The sequence below is a fragment of the Arthrobacter sp. BF1 genome (assembly GCF_056680215.1).
Window position 1 is genome coordinate 1,600,367 of sequence record NZ_CM155271.1, and the last position, 16,382, is coordinate 1,616,748.

At 59.2% G+C, this 16,382-nt stretch carries 8 protein-coding genes, 3 rRNA genes and 1 pseudogene; 6 read left to right on the forward strand and 6 right to left on the reverse strand.

Features of this window, described 5'->3' with window-relative positions; translation table 11 throughout:
- The first annotated feature begins 15 nt into the window (after positions 1 to 15).
- The gene (locus AC1MCD_RS07530) at positions 16 to 678 is read left to right on the forward strand and encodes a DNA-3-methyladenine glycosylase (protein ID WP_498677296.1); all 663 of its coding nucleotides are present in this window, start codon (positions 16 to 18) and stop codon (positions 676 to 678) included.
- Here the strand turns inward: AC1MCD_RS07530 and AC1MCD_RS07535 are convergent.
- Positions 648 to 1,328, reverse strand: coding sequence for a GNAT family N-acetyltransferase (locus tag AC1MCD_RS07535; protein WP_498677298.1), 681 nt, complete (start codon positions 1,326 to 1,328; stop codon positions 648 to 650). The two genes, AC1MCD_RS07530 and AC1MCD_RS07535, sit on opposite strands and share 31 nt — an antisense overlap.
- Positions 1,329 to 1,484: 156 nt before the next feature.
- On the opposite strand from AC1MCD_RS07535, the gene AC1MCD_RS07540 reads away from it, so the two are divergent.
- The 5 genes from AC1MCD_RS07540 to rrf all read left to right on the forward strand — a co-directional run bounded on the left by AC1MCD_RS07540 (position 1,485) and on the right by rrf (position 11,151).
- A complete protein-coding gene (locus tag AC1MCD_RS07540) occupies positions 1,485 to 3,713 on the forward strand; it encodes a HelD family protein (RefSeq protein ID WP_498677300.1) in 2,229 nt (742 codons plus the stop codon).
- An 80-nt stretch (positions 3,714 to 3,793) separates the two neighbouring features.
- On the forward strand, positions 3,794 to 5,107 hold the full coding sequence (gene tyrS, locus AC1MCD_RS07545) for a tyrosine--tRNA ligase (RefSeq protein WP_498677302.1): 1,314 nt from the start codon (positions 3,794 to 3,796) through the stop codon (positions 5,105 to 5,107).
- 500 nt (positions 5,108 to 5,607) lie between these two features.
- Positions 5,608 to 7,133 (forward strand): 16S ribosomal RNA (locus AC1MCD_RS07550).
- 543 nt (positions 7,134 to 7,676) lie between these two features.
- A 23S ribosomal RNA gene (locus AC1MCD_RS07555) occupies positions 7,677 to 10,825 on the forward strand.
- 209 nt (positions 10,826 to 11,034) lie between these two features.
- Positions 11,035 to 11,151: ribosomal RNA gene (gene rrf, locus AC1MCD_RS07560) — 5S ribosomal RNA — on the forward strand.
- The 16S, 23S and 5S rRNA genes sit together here, the layout of an rRNA operon.
- A gap of 165 nt (positions 11,152 to 11,316) precedes the next feature.
- Here the strand turns inward: rrf and AC1MCD_RS07565 are convergent.
- The 5 genes and pseudogenes from AC1MCD_RS07565 to AC1MCD_RS07585 form a co-directional block, all read right to left on the reverse strand.
- Positions 11,317 to 11,866: pseudogene (locus AC1MCD_RS07565) on the reverse strand (recombinase family protein).
- Between the two features lie 258 nt (positions 11,867 to 12,124).
- Positions 12,125 to 12,535: a hypothetical protein gene (locus AC1MCD_RS07570; RefSeq protein ID WP_498677305.1), complete on the reverse strand. Its 411-nt coding sequence runs from the start codon at positions 12,533 to 12,535 to the stop codon at positions 12,125 to 12,127.
- Positions 12,536 to 13,553: 1,018 nt separating this feature from the next.
- The gene (locus tag AC1MCD_RS07575) at positions 13,554 to 14,024 is read right to left on the reverse strand and encodes a hypothetical protein (RefSeq protein WP_498677308.1); all 471 of its coding nucleotides are present in this window, start codon (positions 14,022 to 14,024) and stop codon (positions 13,554 to 13,556) included.
- 656 nt (positions 14,025 to 14,680) lie between these two features.
- Positions 14,681 to 15,367: a hypothetical protein gene (locus tag AC1MCD_RS07580; RefSeq protein ID WP_498677310.1), complete on the reverse strand. Its 687-nt coding sequence runs from the start codon at positions 15,365 to 15,367 to the stop codon at positions 14,681 to 14,683.
- Positions 15,368 to 15,445: 78 nt separating this feature from the next.
- Positions 15,446 to 15,676: a cold-shock protein gene (locus AC1MCD_RS07585; RefSeq protein WP_498677312.1), complete on the reverse strand. Its 231-nt coding sequence runs from the start codon at positions 15,674 to 15,676 to the stop codon at positions 15,446 to 15,448.
- Positions 15,677 to 16,382: the final 706 nt, after the last annotated feature.

The following is a 16,382-nucleotide window of genomic DNA, read 5'->3' on the forward strand; positions in this document are numbered from 1 at the left end:
GGGTAGAGTCGATGGATGACCGTCAGCAGCAGTCCCGCGGGGCCGGAGCATTCCCCGGAACAGCTCCGCAACCTGCTTTCCGGTGATGCCCGGAGGATCGCTCCGCTGCTGCTGGGCGCCGTCCTCAGCCACAACAGCCACGAGGGAACGGTCGCCATCCGGATCACGGAGCTGGAGGCCTACATGGGTCCCGGCGATTCCCTGCACCCGGATCCCGGCTCCCATACATTCCGCGGCCCGACGCCACGCAACGCGCCCATGTTCGGGCCGGCCGGCCACCTGTACGTCTACTTCACATACGGGATGCACTACTGCGCCAACATCGTCTGCGGGCCTGCCGGCACGGCCTCCGCCGTGCTGTTGCGCGCGGGCGAGGTGGTGGAGGGGCGGCACCTGGCGCAGGTGAGACGGCCGACGTCGAAATCACCACTGGACCTTGCGAGCGGTCCCGCCCGGCTCGCCACAGCCCTGGCGCTCACCACCGCGGACAGCGGCCGGGACGCGCTTGCAGAGCCCTTCGAGCTGCGGCTGCCGGCGGCGCCCGCGCCCGCTTACAGTTCCGGGCCCCGCGTGGGTGTTTCCGGGGACGGCGGCTCCGCCGAGTACCCCTGGCGTTTCTGGCTGCCGGGGGATCCCACCGTCTCCCGCTACAAGGCCGCGAAGGTCCGGCGGGTATAGATCGCAGTGCCGGTGTGGCCGGCCGGGCTTCCCGGCCGGGGTTCGGCGTGATCTGGTGCCCCGTCGCCCTGCTGGGCGAACGGCTCCAGCCGACGCTGTAGGTTGCGCTGCACAGCGGGCCATTCCGGCCCCAGGATCGAGAACACGGCAGAGTCCGCCCTGGTGCCGTCAGGCGCCGCGCGGTGACTGCGCAGCACCCCCTCAAAGGTGGCCCCGAGGCGTTCGATTGCCGCGGCGCTGCGCACATTGCGCGCGTCGCACCGGAAGGCGACCCGCTGGACGTGGAGAACCTCAAACGCGAAGGTAAGCAGCGCGTGTTTGCTGGCAGGGTTGACGTGGCTGCCCCAGAACTGCCGGCCAAAAAAGGTTCCGCCCACCTCCACCCGTTGCTGTCCGGCGTCGAAAGCGTTCAGGGCGGTGGTCCCCAGGATGGCGCCCGTCCGCTGGTCCGCCACGGCGAAGGCCAGGCTGGCCGGATCGGAAATCTTCGCCTCAAACAAGACCGCGAGCTCCCCGGCGGTGCGCGGCTGCGATGCGGCCATGCCGGCCCACATCGTGGCATCCACGAAGTCATACAGGGCACGGGCATGCTCCGGTGTCAGCGGAATGAGGGACAGCCCGTATCCGGGCAGGACAGTCTCATGGTGCATTGCAGTATTGAATCAGTCCGGGGCCAGCGCCGAAACAGATGGCGGCGGCCGGAAAAGTGAACATTGGATGACATCCGGGGCGAGGGGGCAGGCGGGCACGTTAACCGAAATGGTTGTAGAATGGACGGTCTGTCTTTTGCGATAGGGGAACGTTTAATGCTTGACGCCGATTTGGCCCACGAACGCGATTACGTCGCTGGCTTGTACACGCGGCTCGAAGAGCTGCGTGCTGAGAAGCGCCAGCAGTTGGCGCAGGTCCGCCGGGCCGGTGCCGTGGGCACCATGCAGAATGTTTCCGAACGTGACGCCTTCGCCGCGCTCTATGAGGACCGCTTGGCCCAGCTCGATGCTGTTGATGACCGGCTGGTGTTCGGCCGCCTGGATCTGGATTCCGGTGAAGCCCAGTACATCGGCCGCATCGGCCTGACCACCGATGACCTGCAGCGGCTCATGGTGGACTGGCGCGCGCCCGAAGCCGGGCACTTCTACCAGGCAACGGCGTTTGACCGGCAGGGTGTCCGCCGCCGGCGGCACCTCATCCTCCAGGGCCGTGAAGTCAAGGCCATCGAGGATGACGTGCTCGACGCCGGAATGCTGGCGGACAATGACTCGCTGCAGGGCGAAGGCGCGCTGCTGGCCGCGCTGGACTCCAAGCGCACCGGCCGGATGTCGGACATCGTCGGCACCATCCAGTCCGAGCAGGACCGCATCATCAGGTCCTCCATCTCCGGGGCCCTGGTGGTTCAGGGTGGTCCGGGAACCGGCAAAACGGCCGTCGCGCTGCACCGTGCGGCATACCTGCTGTACACCCACCGGGAACGGCTGAAGACTGCCGGCGTGCTGCTGGTGGGGCCGTCGTCGTCGTTCATGAAGTACATCGAACGCGTCCTTCCCTCACTCGGTGAGACCGGCGTGGTCATGGCGAGCCTGGGCCGCCTGATGCCGGGCATCAACGCCGTTCCTGAACCCGAGGCCGACGTCGCGGCCATTAAGGGGCGGCTGGACATGGCGAAGGTTGTGGCCAACGCCGTGGCGAACCGGCAGCGGATCCCGGCTGAGGACCGCATCCTTGAGGTCGATGGCCGGAAGCTGGTGCTGACGTCCCGGCAGGTGAGCCGCGCCCGCGAGCGTGCCCGGTCCACCGGCAAGCCCCACAACGAGGCACGCCTGACGTTCGTCAAGATTCTGCTCCGTGAGCTGACGGAACAGATGACGGAGCTCGTGGAGGCCGGGAGTATCGGCAACAATGCTGACCGCTCCTACCTGGCGGAGGACGTCCGCACGGCCCGCGATGTCCGGATCGCGCTCAACCTGTGCTGGATGCCCATGACTCCGGAGAAGCTGATCACCGAACTCCTGAGCAAGCCCGCCGTGCTGGCGGCCTGCACACCGCACCTCAGCCTCAAGGAGCAGTCGCTGCTGCTGCGCCCGGCGGATGCGCCGTGGACTGAGGCGGACGTCCCGCTGCTGGACGAAGCGGCCGAACTCCTTGGTGAGCTCGATCCGGCTGCGGGCCGCGGGCTCGCCCAACAGGAGCATGACCGTGCCCGCGATCTTGCCAACGCCAAACAGACGCTGGTGAACATGGAGCACATGGGCGTTGATGTCATGATGACCGCCGAGGAACTGGTGGACCAGAACCAGGAGCGCCAGAACCGCCTGACGGCCGCCGAGCGGGCAACCACCGACCGCACGTGGGCCTTTGGCCACATTGTGGTGGATGAGGCCCAGGAGCTCTCGCCGATGCAGTGGCGCCTCTTGGTCCGCCGGTGCCCGCTGAAGTCGTTCACCATCGTGGGGGATATCGCCCAGACGAGTTCCGTTGCCGGGGCCAACTCCTGGCAGGGTGCTTTGGGACCCATGTTCGGTGACCGCTGGCAGTTGGAGGAGCTGACGGTCAACTACCGAACGCCGTCGCAGATCGCCGAAGCCGCCGCCCGCATGGCCAACGCGGCCGGGCTGGTTGTGTCCGCCCCGAAGGCCGTTCGGGAGGGACGCTGGTCGCCTGTCATTGACAAGGTGGATCAGGGCCAGGTGGTCAGCCGCCTCGTGGAGGTGTTCCCCGAGGAATTGGAAGCGCTCGACGGCGGCCTGCTGGCGGTTATTGCCGACGGCGACCTCCTTCCCGCTGCAACCTCAGCCCTCCGCGCGGCCTACGGCCGGCGTATCGGCAACGGGGCGGGCAGCTATGAACAGGACATCGTGGTCATAAGCCCGCGTGAGGCCAAGGGCCTGGAGTTCGACGGCGTAGTGGTGCTGGAACCGTCAGAGATGCTCAACCATGAGCACGGCCGCGTCGGTGACTTGTACGTAGCCATGACCCGTCCCACGCAGCGGCTCCGACTGATCGCCGCGGAAGGTATTCCCGCCGGCATTGAAGGCTGAGCTGGCCGCTTTTGCCCTTCTGACGCCCGGCCCCGTTCATGACGGGGCCGGGCGTCGTTGATCCTGCTAACTTAGAAGTCGTGTTAGAACTCAACGATCTTGAATCCCAGCAGAACGACCCCACCTTCGCCAATGTTTGGCAGGAGCTGAAGTGGCGCGGCCTGGTCCACGTCTCCACCGACGAAGCGGAACTGGAAAAGCTCCTCGCCGGGGAACCGATCACCTACTACTGCGGGTTCGATCCCACTGCGCCGAGCCTGCACTTGGGAAACCTGGTCCAGCTCCTCCTGATGCGCCGTCTCCAGCTGGCCGGCCACAAGCCCCTGGGACTCGTGGGTGGTTCCACCGGGCTGATCGGCGACCCGCGGCCCACCGCCGAGCGGACGCTGAACACCAAGGACACCGTGAACGAGTGGGTGGGCTACCTGCAGGCCCAAGTCCAGCGCTTCCTGAGCTTCGACGGCGCAAATGCTGCCCGCATGGTCAACAACCTCGACTGGACCGCGCCCCTCAGCGCCATTGATTTCCTGCGGGAGATTGGCAAGCACTACCGAGTGGGCACCATGCTCCGCAAGGATGCTGTGGCCTCACGGCTCAGTTCAGATGAGGGCATCAGCTACACGGAATTCAGCTACCAGATCCTGCAGGGCATGGACTACCTGCAGCTCTTCCGCGACCACGGCTGCATGCTGCAGACCGGCGGCTCGGACCAGTGGGGCAACCTCACCAGCGGGACCGAGCTGATCCGCAAGGTGGAGGCCAAGACTGTCCACGCCCTGGGTACGCCGCTGATCACTAATTCTGACGGCACCAAGTTTGGCAAGAGCGAAGGCAACGCCATCTGGCTCGACGCCGGCATGTGCAGCCCGTACGCCTTCTACCAGTTCTGGCTCAACACTGCCGATACTGACGTGGTGGACCGGCTGAAGGTCTTCACGTTCCTGAACCGCGCGGAGATCGACGGGATTGCCGCTGCGGTGGCCGAGCGTCCATTTGCCCGGGAAGGCCAGCGGAAGCTGGCGTTCGAAGTTACGTCACTGGTCCATGGCGTTGAAGCAACCGAGAAAGTCATAGCCGCATCGGCTGCCCTCTTTGGCAACGGTGACCTGTCCGCGTTGGACAGGCCTACCCTTGAGGCGGCGACTTCGGAACTGCCGTCCGCCCGGATCCAAGTGGACGGGCTTGGGATCGTTGATCTGCTGGTTGCTTCCGGTCTGTCGGACAGTAAGTCTGCTGCCCGGCGCACGGTCAGCGAAGGCGGTGCCTATGTGAATAACGAGAAGGTGTCCGATCCGGAGGCTGTCATCTCCGAGGATGAACTGCTGCACGGGCAATACCTGCTGCTGCGCCGCGGCAAAAAGAACCTTGCCACGGTGGAAGTACTGGTCCCTTAGGCTCCTTGCCGCCTCATGCACGCTCCTCCGCAGCCGATTTGCACGGCCGCGGGGGAGCGTGTAATGTTTTCTGAGTCGCCGCCGCTGAGTGGTGACAAACCCCCTTCAAAATCAAGTAATTCGTCATGTGCAGTGCACGAAGATGATGAAATGCTTCGGTTTTTGGTGGGCGGATTCAGCTTACTGAAGTGAATATCCGGAAAATACCGGGATTTGCAAAGTAAACTTGAATCAACTAAAGTATAAACATCGCAGCGAAGAAAAACGAAGCAAAAGAATTCAATTATTGAATTGCTTCGGAAAGTATTCGAATGTGTCTGTTGTTTGAGAACTCAATAGTGTGCCAAGTTTGTTGATACCAATTTATTATTAATTGGTTGAATTGACTGGATCGTGCCGCCCCTGTGGTGTGGTCTGGTTTTTACAGCTGGTTTCAAATTTTGCAGTGCGGTTTCCGCGTTATTTCCGTGGTTCCGTGTTGTGTTCGTTTTTGTTTTACTTCAACGGAGAGTTTGATCCTGGCTCAGGATGAACGCTGGCGGCGTGCTTAACACATGCAAGTCGAACGATGAACCTCACTTGTGGGGGGATTAGTGGCGAACGGGTGAGTAACACGTGAGTAACCTGCCCTTGACTCTGGGATAAGCCTGGGAAACTGGGTCTAATACCGGATATGACTCCTCATCGCATGGTGGGGGGTGGAAAGCTTTTTTGTGGTTTTGGATGGACTCGCGGCCTATCAGCTTGTTGGTGAGGTAATGGCTCACCAAGGCGACGACGGGTAGCCGGCCTGAGAGGGTGACCGGCCACACTGGGACTGAGACACGGCCCAGACTCCTACGGGAGGCAGCAGTGGGGAATATTGCACAATGGGCGAAAGCCTGATGCAGCGACGCCGCGTGAGGGATGACGGCCTTCGGGTTGTAAACCTCTTTCAGTAGGGAAGAAGCGAAAGTGACGGTACCTGCAGAAGAAGCGCCGGCTAACTACGTGCCAGCAGCCGCGGTAATACGTAGGGCGCAAGCGTTATCCGGAATTATTGGGCGTAAAGAGCTCGTAGGCGGTTTGTCGCGTCTGCCGTGAAAGTCCGGGGCTCAACTCCGGATCTGCGGTGGGTACGGGCAGACTAGAGTGATGTAGGGGAGACTGGAATTCCTGGTGTAGCGGTGAAATGCGCAGATATCAGGAGGAACACCGATGGCGAAGGCAGGTCTCTGGGCATTAACTGACGCTGAGGAGCGAAAGCATGGGGAGCGAACAGGATTAGATACCCTGGTAGTCCATGCCGTAAACGTTGGGCACTAGGTGTGGGGGACATTCCACGTTTTCCGCGCCGTAGCTAACGCATTAAGTGCCCCGCCTGGGGAGTACGGCCGCAAGGCTAAAACTCAAAGGAATTGACGGGGGCCCGCACAAGCGGCGGAGCATGCGGATTAATTCGATGCAACGCGAAGAACCTTACCAAGGCTTGACATGGACTGGAAATACCTGGAAACAGGTGCCCCGCTTGCGGTCGGTTCACAGGTGGTGCATGGTTGTCGTCAGCTCGTGTCGTGAGATGTTGGGTTAAGTCCCGCAACGAGCGCAACCCTCGTTCTATGTTGCCAGCGCGTTATGGCGGGGACTCATAGGAGACTGCCGGGGTCAACTCGGAGGAAGGTGGGGACGACGTCAAATCATCATGCCCCTTATGTCTTGGGCTTCACGCATGCTACAATGGCCGGTACAAAGGGTTGCGATACTGTGAGGTGGAGCTAATCCCAAAAAGCCGGTCTCAGTTCGGATTGGGGTCTGCAACTCGACCCCATGAAGTCGGAGTCGCTAGTAATCGCAGATCAGCAACGCTGCGGTGAATACGTTCCCGGGCCTTGTACACACCGCCCGTCAAGTCACGAAAGTTGGTAACACCCGAAGCCGGTGGCCTAACCCCTTTATGGGGAGGGAGCTGTCGAAGGTGGGACTGGCGATTGGGACTAAGTCGTAACAAGGTAGCCGTACCGGAAGGTGCGGCTGGATCACCTCCTTTCTAAGGAGCACCTACAACAACCCTGCCAGGCGTTATGTCTGTGTGGTGGTGTTGTCAGGAGTACGCCCGTTGCGCAGACGCAAGTTCTGCGGCGGGTGCTCACGGGTGGAATATCAGCAAATAGGTGCCTGGCGGCACATGCCGGCGGCTAGTACGAATCATGGTTCCCTTCGGGGGGTGTGGTTCTGGAACGTTCGCCGGTGTTCTATCGCTGGGTAGTGTTTGGCACACTGTTGGGTCCTGAGGCAACAGGGCCGGGTGGGATGCGTTGTGGCTTACGGGCTGTGGTGTGTTCTTGTCCTGGTACTTGTTTGTTTCTGGTTTCCTGGCTGCACCGATCACACGGTTGCTTGTCTCTTTGCGGGGGCGGGTGTGTGTGGGGTGTGTGGTTTGGGGTTGTTGTTTGAGAACTACATAGTGGACGCGAGCATCTTTTATAAGAAGCAATTTCCAAGAATATGAACCTGGATCTGTTGTTCTGTCTTTCGGGATGGAGCAGTGGTTTCTGTGGTTCTCTCGAAAATTTCTGAATTGATCTTTTGTGGTCAAGTTTTTAAGAGCACACGGTGGATGCCTTGGCATTAGGAGCCGAAGAAGGACGTAGGAATCTGCGATAAGCCTGGGGGAGTCGATAACCGGACTGTGATCCCAGGGTGTCCGAATGGGGAAACCCCGCCAGGGGAGCGATCTGCCTGGTGACCCGCATCTGAACACATAGGGTGCGTGGAGGGAACGCGGGGAAGTGAAACATCTCAGTACCCGCAGGAAGAGAAAACAATAGTGATTCCGTTAGTAGTGGCGAGCGAACGCGGATCAGGCTAAACCGTTCCATGTGTGATAGCCGGCGGGCGTTGCATGGTCGGGGTTGTGGGACTTTCCATACCAGTTCTGCCGGATTGGTGGGGTGTGATGTGCAGGCATAGGTGAACGGTCTTGAAAGGCCGGCCAGAGAGGGTGTGAGCCCCGTAACCGAAATGTTTTGTGCCGCCTGTGAGAGTATCCCAAGTAGCACGGGGCCCGAGAAATCCCGTGCGAATCTGTCAGGACCACCTGATAAGCCTAAATACTCCCTAATGACCGATAGCGGACCAGTACCGTGAGGGAAAGGTGAAAAGTACCCCGGGAGGGGAGTGAAACAGTACCTGAAACCGTGTGCTTACAATCCGTCGGAGCATCTGCAGCTTGCTGTATGGGTGTGACGGCGTGCCTTTTGAAGAATGAGCCTGCGAGTTAGTGTTACGTCGCGAGGTTAACCCGTGTGGGGAAGCCGTAGCGAAAGCGAGTCTGAATAGGGCGTTGCAGTGGCGTGATCTAGACCCGAAGCGAAGTGATCTACCCATGGCCAGGTTGAAGCGACGGTAAGACGTCGTGGAGGACCGAACCCACTTCAGTTGAAAATGGAGGGGATGAGCTGTGGGTAGGGGTGAAAGGCCAATCAAACTTCGTGATAGCTGGTTCTCCCCGAAATGCATTTAGGTGCAGCGTTGCGTGTTTCTTACCGGAGGTAGAGCTACTGGATGGCTAATGGGCCCTACAAGGTTACTGACGTCAGCCAAACTCCGAATGCCGGTAAGTGAGAGCGCAGCAGTGAGACTGTGGGGGATAAGCTTCATAGTCGAGAGGGAAACAGCCCAGACCACCAACTAAGGCCCCTAAGCGTGTGCTAAGTGGGAAAGGATGTGGAGTTGCGAAGACAACCAGGAGGTTGGCTTAGAAGCAGCCATCCTTAAAAGAGTGCGTAATAGCTCACTGGTCAAGTGATTCCGCGCCGACAATGTAGCGGGGCTCAAGTACACCGCCGAAGTTGTGGATTTCAAATTTTTGCCAAGCCGCTCACTTGTTGGGTTGGTTCAGGCGTTTGGAGTGGTAGGGGAGCGTCGTGTGGGCAGTGAAGTCGCGGTGTAAACCAGCGGTGGAGCCTACACGAGTGAGAATGCAGGCATGAGTAGCGAAAGACGGGTGAGAAACCCGTCCGCCGAATGATCAAGGGTTCCAGGGTCAAGCTAATCTGCCCTGGGTAAGTCGGGACCTAAGGCGAGGCCGACAGGCGTAGTCGATGGACAACGGGTTGATATTCCCGTACCGGCGAAAAACCGTCCATGTTGAACAGGGGATACTAACCGCCCGAGACCTGCCCAATCACCCTTGTGGTGTGCGGGTTTTGGTGGAGCGCGGGACCTGATCCTGGGAGGCAAGCGTATTAACAGGTGTGACGCAGGAAGGTAGCCGAGCCGGGCGATGGTTGTCCCGGTCTAAGGATGTAGGGCGAACGGTAGGCAAATCCGCTGTTCATGATGCCTGAGATCTGATGGGACCCCCGTAAGGGGGGATTTGGTGATCCTATGCTGCCGAGAAAAGCATCGACGCGAGGTTTTAGCCGCCCGTACCCCAAACCGACACAGGTGATCAGGTAGAGAATACTAAGGCGATCGAGAGAATTATGGTTAAGGAACTCGGCAAAATGCCCCCGTAACTTCGGGAGAAGGGGGGCCCCAACCTTGAACACCACACGCTGGTGGGAGGGGATCGGGGCCGCAGAGACCAGGGGGAAGCGACTGTTTACTAAAAACACAGGTCCGTGCGAAGTCGCAAGACGATGTATACGGACTGACTCCTGCCCGGTGCTGGAAGGTTAAGAGGACCGGTTAGCCCTTACGGGCGAAGCTGAGAATTTAAGCCCCAGTAAACGGCGGTGGTAACTATAACCATCCTAAGGTAGCGAAATTCCTTGTCGGGTAAGTTCCGACCTGCACGAATGGAGTAACGACTTCCCCGCTGTCTCAACCATAAACTCGGCGAAATTGCAGTACGAGTAAAGATGCTCGTTACGCGCAGCAGGACGGAAAGACCCCGAGACCTTTACTATAGTTTGGTATTGGTGTTCGGAGTGGCTTGTGTAGGATAGGTGGGAGACGTTGAAGCCCGGACGCCAGTTCGGGTGGAGTCATCGTTGAAATACCACTCTGGTCACTTTGGACATCTAACTTCGGCCCGTAATCCGGGTCAGGGACAGTGCCTGATGGGTAGTTTAACTGGGGCGGTTGCCTCCTAAAAAGTAACGGAGGCGCCCAAAGGTTCCCTCAGCCTGGTTGGCAATCAGGTGTCGAGTGTAAGTGCACAAGGGAGCTTGACTGTGAGAGAGACATCTCGAGCAGGGACGAAAGTCGGGACTAGTGATCCGGCGGTACATTGTGGAATGGCCGTCGCTCAACGGATAAAAGGTACCTCGGGGATAACAGGCTGATCTTGCCCAAGAGTCCATATCGACGGCATGGTTTGGCACCTCGATGTCGGCTCGTCGCATCCTGGGGCTGGAGTAGGTCCCAAGGGTTGGGCTGTTCGCCCATTAAAGCGGTACGCGAGCTGGGTTTAGAACGTCGTGAGACAGTTCGGTCCCTATCCGCTGCGCGCGCAGGAAATTTGAGAAGGGCTGTCCTTAGTACGAGAGGACCGGGACGGACGAACCTCTGGTGTGTCAGTTGTACTGCCAAGTGCACCGCTGATTAGCTACGTTCGGATGGGATAACCGCTGAAAGCATCTAAGCGGGAAGCTCGCTTCGAGATGAGATTTCCATACACCTTGTGTGTGAGAGGCCCCCAGCCAGACCACTGGGTTGATAGGCCGGATGTGGAAGCGAGGACTAACGACTCGTGAAGCTGACCGGTACTAATAGGCCGATAACTTACACCACACACTCTCTTCGTGAACCCGTTTCAAAAGGGGTTCACACCAATGAAGAGAGTAAAAAGAAACAAGACTGCTTGCGTCCACTATGTGGTTCCCAAACAACAAACCCGTTGCTTGAGGAACAAAAAACACAACACAATAACAACACCACAATGTTGTAGCCACAGATTTCCCACCCACGGCCCACACGCCGGCAGGGTGCGGACACAAGGTTACGGCGGTCATAGCGTGGGGGAAACGCCCGGTCCCATTCCGAACCCGGAAGCTAAGACCCACAGCGCCGATGGTACTGCACCCGGGAGGGTGTGGGAGAGTAGGTCACCGCCGGAACACCATTAAACGGTCGAGAGCCTCCAGACACAGTCCGGAGGCTCTCCCGCATTTAACCCCCCACCCACGAAACCCAGGCAGGCAGGAAGTGCAAGCCTGATAAGGCGCCGTGGGCCAGTTTGAACCTAGAAGCGCTTAGAGTCTTTGGTGACCCCAACTCGGTCTTCAGGTGGAGCGTCGTCGTTCGAGCTCCCGATAGTTGGTGGTCCGTGACACCCGGAACAGCTCCGCCAGTTCAGCCTGTGTATGCTCGCCGGCGTTGTGCAGCTGTAGAAGCAGCTCCGCTGGGGCGCAGATAATTTTGCCTGCTTCCCTTTTAGCCGCCCTTTTGCCTTGGCGACTGCCATCCCCTCGCGCGTGCGCATACGTATCAGGTCCGACTCGACCTCGGCCACCATGCCCAAGACGTTGAACAGCAACCGGCCTATCGGATCTGTGGGGTCGTATGTGCTGCCGCCAAGACTGAGCTTCACCCCCTTATCCGTAAGCTCGTCCGCGATGTCCCTGGCATCGGGAAGCGATCGCGCCAGCCGGTCGAGTTTGGTCACCACGAGCGTGTCCCGTCTCGGCAGGCCGCCATTGCTTCACGAAGTCCTGGGCGTGCACGGTTTGCCCGCTTCTCGTCAACACCGAGGGCAAGCAGAGCATTCCGTTGCGCATTAAGGTCTTGTTCATTTGTCGAGACTCGGGCATAGCCGAATTTCATTCCCGTCATGAGGATATGGTTCCAGTAATCCCACCGGCTGCGTGCATGTCTTCGTCCGGTTTTTACGTACATGGTCGCTGACCAGCCGCTATGTAGTTTGTTGTCAGTGTCAGAAGTCGTCTGCACAAATTTTAGAACCCTCCTTCACAGCCCTCTGAGGGGTAGAACAGCAGGCCGACACACGCTGGCGGGACCGGCTTACGGGACGAGCAGCGGCTAGGCCGCTGCCGGGACAACCTGACAAGTTTCGTGGGGCAACGGCCCGGATCATTTTAGGGGAAACACCTTGAAGACATCCCTATGGTGCTTCACGCCCCAGAGATGTACCGACCCGTCCGGTTTCTTGACGGCAATGGACCGCTGAACTTTCAGGATGTCCACTCCCTGTGGATATTCCTCATGGGTATGAGTTGCAAACTCGTCTGCGAATCGGTGATTGATTAGGAGTGCAAGCTCTCTCTGCTTCCGCCACCCATAGATGGACAAACCTAAGAACAGCGCGAACGGAATTAGCCCAATAATGAACCAGGGCAGGTCTGGAACATCCGGGCCTCTAAATGAGTCGACACCCCACAGGATCCAAAACACCAAGAAGAAAACTGTGGCCAGAGTGCTGGCCGTTCTGGTTTTCCTCGCCTCGGGGAATGCGACTGTATAGGCTTCACTGTAGTTTTCCATAAGGCACTCCCGGATCCGCGGTCTCCTGCCTCAGACTAATGCCGCTGGGGTCGGAAAGCAGTAGGTCGCCCATCCGCAGGCTGGATACCTGATCTGCTGCCGGTGTAGACAAGCCGGCACCAGTCCATTGCGGTTGAATTTCCCGGGCATTCAAAGCGGGAAGTCTGCTGATCGACCGGATGCCCAGTTCAGGTTCGGCTCACGACCGCTGATTATTTTGAATGGTCCTCTTGGTGCCTCGCTGAGAGAGCGAATTCCGGATTCCGAAGCCATGGAACGCGGACTCACGCTAGTGAAAGGAAGCTCTGAGCCTTGGGGGAAAGGCAGGACTCCTTGTGCTGGCGTAATGGTGAACCAGTCGTCGCCCTGCTTGGAGGCAAAGATGATGACTCGTTCAGCTGTATCGAGCGGATCGCCGTCCGGGTAGGACCCTCCGACAGTGCAGGTCGGGGGCGTAGAGGTGATGTGGAGGTTCCCCTCTCCGGGATTCCCTTTGAGTACCTGCTCGACTTCTACAAGGTGGGTCGTGGCCATATGACCGTAAATGCTGGTTTCGCCAGCCCGGCTTAAGGCCTTTCCGATGAGCACCAAGCCGGCGTTGTCGTATTGGTCCTGAGCGGCCGCGAACCGGACCCACTCAACGCACGCGAAGGGGCCACCGCTTGGAACGGGGCTGCTGGTAGAACCAGGGATCGAGCTGGTGGAGTTCACCGTGGGCTCGGCAGTTCCCGGGCCGCCCGTCATCGTGTCGCTGCATGATGTCAGCAGCATGGTGAGAAGTAGGGATGGAACCAGGCATCGCCACAACCGAATGCTTTTCATTGTGTTCCCTCATAAGTGGACGCTGATCGGGGAAATAATGCGGTCAAGCGGCAATTCCTTTAGTTATGGCTCAATCTCTCAGAGCTGTTCAATCCTGACAAGGGCCCTCATGGCTACTCACTTAGAAAGCCCTGGCCTGATTCCTTGGCGACCATTCCGTAGAGGGTTTGGGCAACGCGGGTGAGAGACGGAGTCTCTAGTTGTCTTCCTCTATGGGCCGTGAACGAAGCCGGAGCAATTGGTACGCCAGCCAAATCGTTCCGACGATTGGCAGGAGAGGGAACGGGGGTCGGCCCGTAGCGGCAACGAAGGCGAAAGTCGCCCAAAGAATAGCGGTGATGACAGCGCCGGAGATAAGTGACTTGCGGGTGACAGGATAGGACGGCAGGACGATGCCTTCGGCGCGGAGTTTGCGGGTTTCAATCATGGCCCCGCGAATCAATGGACCGAACAGCGCAGCTAAACCAGCAATGGCCAATAAAGTACGCCAAGGTTGCGGAACATTGGCAGCCTCCAAAACGCTACCCAGCAGCACCCCTAGAAAAAGGAACCACCACAGACCCCATACAACAAGTCGCCGTCGCTTCGGCGGCATGCCCTCTCGCGAATCGGAAGGCCAGGATTGCCATTCATACTTGTTGCCGCTTTTGGGTGCCTCCGTGTCCATGCGCTTAGCCCAGCCCCAGGACTCACGACGCGACCGCAGTAGTTGACGTAGCGCTGAGAGTTGTCCCGTAGAGGGTTCCGGAACCGCACCGAGAAGTCCAGTCCAGGTCAGAGTCGAATGCAACCGTGTTGTTGACCCTCTCACGACTATGGGTTTAGATCGGCAGACGTGACGCAGGGGGTGTGCATGCAGGAAGTTAGGGCGAATGCCGCCGGCAGACCTAGGCCAATATCCGTCTTCTCATTTCTCCTGGTCGTCGCTGGCCTTCTCGGCCTAACCGTTATCGGCTTTATCCTTTACGGACAATCGCGAGCCGGTCTCGACTATTACTGCATAGTGACCCCGCTGCCGATACCTCCAGGGAGTGCCCCTGACGTCACACCTATTGGGACCTTCTCCTGGCTTCCCCTCGGGGTTGCTTGCGAATATACGCAAACTGTTGGGGGTCAGTGGGCCGCGCGTGTCCCGGGGTGGGACCTGACCATCAGCGCAATAATTGCCATCTTGTTGGTGCTTACAGGTGCCATAAAGCTCCCTCGCAAGAGGCGTCCTACCGACTGAACTGTCGCGAATACCCGACAGGCTAGAAAGTGTCCCGCAGAGGGTTGCCCCTGGGACCACGTTAAACTTAGCGTTGCTGTGTTGGGATGGAGCCGTTAGCTCCGGGTCGTGAATTGGACTTGGATGTACTTGAGCTCAGTGCGTGGAAGCACAGCGGTCACCACCCCGCCGCCTGGCAGTTGGGCTCCGATGGCGTACACGAACGGGTCCGTGTCGACTTCTGCGGCGGGCATGTCGACTCCGTTGATCACGGTCTTGGCCTGGCTGTTGACCATCTGGCCGGTTACTGTTGGTGCGTGTTGGTCCCACGGGTTGCTGCCAGGCCAGAGCTCTTGCCGGTATAGGTTCATGAGGATGTGGTTGACATGGTCAGCCAGTAGGCTTCGAACCGAAGAGCGCTCGGATGGGACGCGGTGCCAGGTGGTTCGCACGGCCTCGCACAGTTGCGGGTAGCGCAGTCGCTCCACATGCTCGATCAGCCATAGGGGCCGCGGCCATGGCGGAACTTCCTCGATCGATCTGCGTGTCTTCTCGTCGAGGTCTGCGAGGTTTACCGGGTCTGCGCGGTCATCCGGGTTTCGCCAGAGCGTGTAGGTGATGCTCGCCGTCATTTCGTTGTACCCGCGATCATCTAGGCCGTAGCTCAGACCGACGCTGTCCGTATCCTCCAATGACGGTTGGGGCGTAAGCCCTATCACCGGAATGGGCATGAGTTTCAGGCGCTCGGCCCATTCGGCACGGGGGTCGGGAGCGTCTGCGGGGAGAATTCCAGCCACTCTCATACCCCGACTATGAACCACACGAGGCCGCCTGTATACGGAATTGGACTTTCGGGCCTCAACTGTCTCGGAGAGGCTCGGCTAGGGACGCTCGACGCGATCGGCAACGAAGGAGAATTCGTCCTGCTGCGCCTCGTGCCATGTGAGTCTTACGTGCTCGCCCGGGACAAGCTCGAGAAACTCATTCGCCCTCTGTACGATGCAAGAAAAATGGACGAAGCATTCTTCGGCCATGCCTTCAATCCGGATAGATCCCCACCCTTCATTGCGGTGCCAGGTCTTCACGGTTCCCTTGCTCAGAAGTTCATCCATGCCTCTGATAATAGGCATCTCCTATTCTTGGCCACTTTGCGCAGTCGGAGTTGGTCACGGCGCAGACGAGCACCCGCACCAGCCTTTTCGTCACGAAAAAGTGAAGCCTGATCAGGTTGAAACTAAAGACCCGCCTGAACCCTGTTTTTGTGATCCGTGTTTGGGGACAATCACGGAATGGGACGTTCGACAGAGATCCGCGGGTTTACTGCTGCGTGCGTCCTCACCTTGTCCATCACCGCCTGCGGAAATGCCGGCGATAGTGGGCAGGGAGAAGTTCTGCACCAGCCACCGCTTCCTTCTGCAGGGCCTTCCCTCGAAGCTGGTGAGGGCGCAAACGTAGTCGACGGAAGCGAATGTCGGGAGACGGTCCAGCTCCCAACCAATTCACCAGAATCGATTGCCACTTCCGCTGCTTCTTTGACTGCGTCAAGCTGCGGCACAAGATCCGTCCCGCTCACCGAAGAACAAATGCGAAACGCTACTCCTGCGCCGATGCCTCTTCGATCGCGCGCCCTCCCAGAAGAGAGCTCGACAGATTCTCGGGTCACTACGCCCAAAGAGGGAGAGCAGCGCGAGTGGACCCCTGAACGAATGCGAAGTGCCTCTCCAGAACCAATGCCAAGGTTTCCGTGGGATACCAAGCGGGGGGAGCCCCAGAATTAATGACGAGAACGTCCTTGCGGACCGCCCAACGGCCGATGGC

Bases quoted from the DNA above. Each gene is read 5' to 3' on its own strand.
- AC1MCD_RS07530 (WP_498677296.1), top strand. From the start codon at position 16: ATGACCGTCAGCAGCAGTCCCGCGGGGCCGGAGCATTCCCCGGAACAG.
- AC1MCD_RS07535 (WP_498677298.1), bottom strand. From the start codon at position 1,328: ATGCACCATGAGACTGTCCTGCCCGGATACGGGCTGTCCCTCATTCCG.
- AC1MCD_RS07540 (WP_498677300.1), top strand. From the start codon at position 1,485: ATGCTTGACGCCGATTTGGCCCACGAACGCGATTACGTCGCTGGCTTG.
- AC1MCD_RS07570 (WP_498677305.1), bottom strand. From the start codon at position 12,535: ATGGAAAACTACAGTGAAGCCTATACAGTCGCATTCCCCGAGGCGAGG.
- AC1MCD_RS07575 (WP_498677308.1), bottom strand. From the start codon at position 14,024: ATGGACACGGAGGCACCCAAAAGCGGCAACAAGTATGAATGGCAATCC.
- AC1MCD_RS07580 (WP_498677310.1), bottom strand. From the start codon at position 15,367: ATGAGAGTGGCTGGAATTCTCCCCGCAGACGCTCCCGACCCCCGTGCC.
- AC1MCD_RS07585 (WP_498677312.1), bottom strand. From the start codon at position 15,676: ATGGATGAACTTCTGAGCAAGGGAACCGTGAAGACCTGGCACCGCAAT.